The sequence below is a fragment of the Pseudomonas sp. P5_B2 genome (assembly GCF_056400445.1).
The window spans coordinates 1-4,970 of record NZ_JBFULH010000305.1 but is presented as its reverse complement, the minus strand read 5'-3'; the positions used below and the strand labels follow the sequence as shown (position 1 = coordinate 4,970).

The following is a 4,970-nucleotide window of genomic DNA, read 5'->3' as shown; positions in this document are numbered from 1 at the left end:
GTGCCTGGTTGCTGACGTTCTACCTGACCCGCACCAGCTCGCTTGCCGCACTGATCGCCACACCACTGACCCTGCCACTGCTTGCGTGGCAGGAGCCGGCGGCCTTGCTACCCATGAGCGTACTAACGGGGCTGATTGTCTGGCGTCATCGGGGCAATCTACGCGACCTGTTTGCCGGGCGCGAACGGCATTTTTAAATGCCGGACGTGAGCCCCGCTCATCACAGTGCCGACAATTGTTCCATCGGCCAACGCGCCTGCACGCTGATCGCCAGGCTTTCATGCTGGCCAGCCTGCAAGCGCTGACACCCGGCAAACGCGATCATCGCGCCATTGTCGGTGCAGAACTCCGGACGGGCGTAGAACACATCACCCTTCAAGTCGCCGAGCATTTTCTCCAGCGAGATGCGCAGTGCCTTGTTGGCGCTGACGCCCCCAGCAATCACCAGACGCTTCATGCCCGCTTGCTTGAGGGCTCGCTTGCACTTGATGGTCAAAGTCTCCACCACGGCCTGCTGGAACGCCAGAGAGATGTCGCAACGGGCTTGCTCACTGTCGTCCCCGGCGCTAACGCTCTGCTGCCAAGTGTTCAATGCGAAAGTTTTCAAGCCACTGAAGCTGAACGCCAGCCCTGGGCGGTCGCACATCGGACGCGGGAAAGTGAATCGTCCGGCAACACCTTGATCGGCCAGGCGCGCGATTTCCGGTCCGCCCGGATAATTGAGCCCCATCATTTTCGCGGTCTTGTCAAAAGCTTCACCGGCAGCATCGTCCAGAGTCTCGCCCAACAGCGTGTACTGACCGATCCCATCGACCTGAACCAGCTGCGTATGACCACCTGACACCAACAAAGCGACGAACGGAAATTCTGGCGGCTGCGCCTCCAACATCGGCGCCAGCAAGTGACCTTCCATATGGTGCACACCCAAGGCTGGAATGCCCCAGGCAAAGGCCAGCGCCTGGGCGCATGAAGCGCCCACCAACAACGCACCAACCAGGCCAGGACCCGCGGTATAGGCGATGGCGTCGATCTCGGTCGGCACACAGTCTGCTTCGGCCAACACCTGACGAATCAAGGGCAGCATCCGTTTGACGTGGTCGCGCGAGGCCAGCTCCGGCACCACGCCACCATAGGCACGATGCAGGTCGATCTGACTGAACAGTGCGTCGGCCAACAGCCCGCGTTCGCTGTCATATAATGCGACACCGGTTTCGTCGCAGGAGGTTTCTAATCCCAGTACTAGCATGGGTTTGCGCCTTGTTTAGGCTGAATTCGAAGGCGCGCATAATAGTCGCCACGTGATGCCCCGACCAGCGGTTTTCGATCAGAGGCTTTGCATTCCGAGCGATGAGGGGTTAACATCCGCAACCCTTAAAAACCGACGTCTTCAAGTGCTCTTTTGCCGCGAGGATGTTGACCCCGGTAATGAATGAAGGTAGCTCTGGATGCCAGCCGTCAAAGTAAAAGAGAACGAACCCTTCGACGTAGCTCTGCGTCGTTTCAAGCGCTCCTGCGAAAAAGCCGGTGTACTGGCTGAAGTTCGTAGCCGCGAATTTTACGAGAAGCCAACTTCTGAGCGTAAGCGCAAAGCAGCAGCCGCTGTTAAGCGTCACGCGAAGAAAGTTCAGCGCGAACAGCGCCGTGCCGTTCGTCTGTACTAATACACAGACGATCGTAGCAAGCTTCTGCCAAGCCCGGCCCTCAGCCGGGCTAATGGCATTTGCGTAAAACGCTTGATGCTTCACTGTCGACGCCGCAGACGCGACCGAGACAAATCTGCTTTACAGCGTCAGACCTGGCTCTTTTGCCAGCGGTGCACGTCTTTTCTGACGAGCCTTCCAAGGCTACTGACGAGCACACCCACTGATTCCTCTCACGACGATCAGCCCAAGGCACCTGCTTGTGTGCCTGCTTACTTGAGCTATCCGAGGCCATTGACTGGCCGTAGCGGATTCAGCGCAACACTTTCAAACAGTCGATAACTGATTGGTATTAACGTCAGTGGATTTTCGGCAGATACACTCCCCGATAGCGATTAAGCAGACGACACCGGTCGAGCCGCACATTTTGCGTGCCTCAAACAACGACCCGCGTTCGGCCGCCCTTCGTTTTGGGTCCATTTCAGCGCAGATGACGAGAACGCCATGGCCGGGCTAATTCCCCAGAGCTTCATTGACGACCTTCTGAACCGCACCGACATCGTCGATGTGGTCAGCTCGCGCCTGCAAATGAAAAAGGCTGGCAAGAACTACACCGCTTGCTGCCCGTTCCACAAAGAGAAAACCCCATCTTTCAGCGTCAGCCCCGACAAACAGTTCTATTACTGCTTCGGTTGCGGTGCTGGCGGTAACGCACTCGGCTTCATGATGGACCACGACAACCTGGACTTCATCCAGGCCGTCGAAGAACTGGCCAAAGCCGCTGGCATGGAAATCCCCCGCGAAGAAAGCGGCCGACCGCACAAACCGCGGCAACCGACTGACTCGCCGCTGTATCCGCTGCTCACCGCCGCCGCCGACTTTTACCGTCATGCACTAAAAAGCCATCCATCGCGCAAAGCGGCGGTGGATTACTTGAAAGGTCGCGGACTGACCGGCGAGATTGCTCGCGACTTCGGCCTCGGCTTTGCTCCACCGGGCTGGGACAATCTGTTCAAACATTTGAGCAGCGACACCCTTCAACAAAAAGCCATGGTCGATGCCGGCCTGCTGATCGAGAACGCCGAAACCGGCAAGCGCTATGACCGCTTCCGCGATCGCGTGATGTTCCCGATTCGCGATAGCCGCGGGCGCATCATCGCCTTCGGCGGCCGGGTACTGGGCGACGACAAGCCTAAATACCTGAACTCACCGGAAACCCCGGTATTCCATAAAGGCCAGGAACTCTACGGCCTTTATGAAGCACGCAAAAACAACCGCAACCTCGACGAAATCATCGTCGTCGAAGGCTATATGGACGTCATCGCCCTCGCCCAGCAAGGCTTGCGCAATGCCGTGGCGACCCTGGGCACCGCCACCAGCGAAGAGCACTTGAAACGACTGTTTCGCGTCGTACCCAACGTACTTTTCTGTTTTGACGGCGATCAGGCTGGTCGCAACGCTGCCTGGCGAGCATTGGAAGCGACGCTGCCCTGCCTGCAAGATGGCCGGCGCGCACGCTTTCTGTTCCTGCCGGAAGGCGAAGACCCGGATACGCTGGTCCGCTCCGAAGGTACCGATGCTTTCCGTGCACGAATCAACCAGCATGCCCAGCCATTGGCGGATTACTTCTTCCAGCAGCTGACCGAAGAGTCGGACCCGCGCTCGCTCGAAGGCAAGGCCCACATGGCCACCCTCGCTGCACCGCTGATCGACAAAGTGCCGGGTGCAAACCTGCGCATCCTGATGCGCCAGCGCCTGACCGAAATCACCGGCCTTAGCGGTGAAGCGGTCAGCCAACTGGTGCAAAGCGCTCCCCAGGACGCGCCTCCGGCTTACGATCCAGGCATCGATTACGACGCCATGCCCGATTACAGCGACTACCATCAGCCGCAGTCACAAGAGATGTATGTGCCGCAGCAGGAATGGACGCCGAAGAAACCTGGCGCTGGCGGCAAGAAGTGGGACAAGAAGCCGTGGGACAAGAATGGCAAGCGCGGCGGTGATCGTGATCAACCGAGCGCCCCACGCACACCGATTGCCGTAGAAGCGCCCACGCTGATTGCACTGCGCACCCTTATTCATCACCCAGACCTGGCTGGCCGGGTAGAAACCGCCAACCACTTTGCCAATGAGAGCAATACCTACGCGCAACTGCTCGTAGCCCTGATCGAGGCCGTGCAAAAAAATCCTAAGCTAAACTCAATTCAGCTAATGGCGCGTTGGCACGGAACCGAACAGGGGCGATTGCTCAAGGCATTGGCAGAAAAGGAATGGCTGATTGCAGGCGACAACCTTGAACAACAGTTTTTAGACACCATTACTAGGTTATCGGCAGCTCAACACACGGATAGCCTGGAAGTACTTATCAGGAAAGCCAGACAGCCGGGATTGACCCCGGAGGAAGCAAATGAGATCGCAAATCAGATGCGCGACCTATTAAAACGCAATATGGCTGTATCAAACCCGACCTCAACTGGCGCGTGAGGTCATAGCTCAGGTATAATCCTCGGCTTGTTTTTTGCCCGCCAAGACCTTCAGTGGATAGGGTGTTATGTCCGGAAAAGCGCAACAGCAGTCTCGTATCAAAGAGTTGATCACACTGGGTCGTGAGCAGGGTTACCTGACTTACGCGGAGGTCAACGACCACCTGCCGGAGGATATTTCAGATCCGGAACAGGTGGAAGACATCATCCGCATGATTAACGACATGGGGATCAACGTATTCGAGGTTGCGCCAGATAAGGATTCCCTTATGCTGGCTGACGCCGATACTGACGAAGCCGCGGCCGAAGAGGCAGCAGCAGCGTTGGCAGCGGTCGAGACCGACATTGGTCGCACCACCGACCCTGTGCGCATGTACATGCGTGAAATGGGTACGGTAGAGCTCCTCACACGTGAAGGCGAAATTGAAATCGCCAAACGTATTGAAGAGGGCATCCGCGAAGTGATGGGCGCAATTGCGCACTTCCCTGGCACGGTTGATCATATTCTCTCCGAGTACACTCGCGTCACCACCGAAGGTGGTCGCCTGTCCGACGTTCTTAGCGGTTATATCGACCCGGACGACGGCATTGCGCCGCCTGCTGCAGAAGTGCCACCGCCGATCGATCCGAAGGCCGCTCCAGCTGCCGACGAAACCGATGACGATGACGCCGAAGCAACGGATGATGAAGAAGAAGCCGAAAGCGGCCCGGATCCGATCATCGCAGCACAGCGTTTTGGCGCTGTCTCCGATCAGATGGAAATCACCCGCAAGGCGCTGAAAAAGCACGGCCGTGGCAATAAGGCGACAATCGCCGAGCTGGTGGCCCTGGCTGAGCTGTTCATGCC

General features: G+C 57.7%; 5 protein-coding genes. 4 read left to right on the top strand and 1 reads right to left on the bottom strand.

What is annotated here, in order from left to right:
• On the top strand, window positions 1-197 hold a 197-nt coding region (locus AC1DRJ_RS19065; protein WP_477803515.1), incomplete at its 5' end, for a glycerol-3-phosphate acyltransferase.
• A 23-nt stretch (window positions 198-220) separates the two neighbouring features.
• On the opposite strand, the gene tsaD is transcribed toward AC1DRJ_RS19065, so the two are convergent.
• Window positions 221-1,246, bottom strand: a complete 1,026-nt coding sequence (gene tsaD, locus AC1DRJ_RS19060) for a tRNA (adenosine(37)-N6)-threonylcarbamoyltransferase complex transferase subunit TsaD (protein ID WP_477803514.1) — start codon at window positions 1,244-1,246, stop codon at window positions 221-223.
• Window positions 1,247-1,445: 199 nt separating this feature from the next.
• On the opposite strand from tsaD, the gene rpsU reads away from it, so the two are divergent.
• The 3 genes from rpsU to AC1DRJ_RS19045 all read left to right on the top strand — a co-directional run.
• Window positions 1,446-1,661 carry a 30S ribosomal protein S21 gene (gene rpsU / locus AC1DRJ_RS19055; RefSeq protein WP_002551877.1) on the top strand — a complete coding sequence of 72 codons (216 nt, stop codon included), beginning with the start codon at window positions 1,446-1,448 and terminating at the stop codon, window positions 1,659-1,661.
• 483 nt (window positions 1,662-2,144) lie between these two features.
• Window positions 2,145-4,124 (top strand): DNA primase, encoded by a 1,980-nt coding sequence (gene dnaG, locus AC1DRJ_RS19050; RefSeq protein ID WP_477803513.1) that lies wholly within the window; start codon window positions 2,145-2,147, stop codon window positions 4,122-4,124.
• A 67-nt stretch (window positions 4,125-4,191) separates the two neighbouring features.
• A partial coding sequence (locus AC1DRJ_RS19045; protein ID WP_477803512.1) for an RNA polymerase sigma factor region1.1 domain-containing protein occupies window positions 4,192-4,970 on the top strand: 779 nt, incomplete at its 3' end.

Coding starts and splice junctions, on each gene's coding strand:
- dnaG (WP_477803513.1), top strand. CDS start 2,145: ATGGCCGGGCTAATTCCCCAGAGCTTCATTGACGACCTTCTGAACCGC.
- tsaD (WP_477803514.1), bottom strand. CDS start 1,246: ATGCTAGTACTGGGATTAGAAACCTCCTGCGACGAAACCGGTGTCGCA.
- rpsU (WP_002551877.1), top strand. CDS start 1,446: ATGCCAGCCGTCAAAGTAAAAGAGAACGAACCCTTCGACGTAGCTCTG.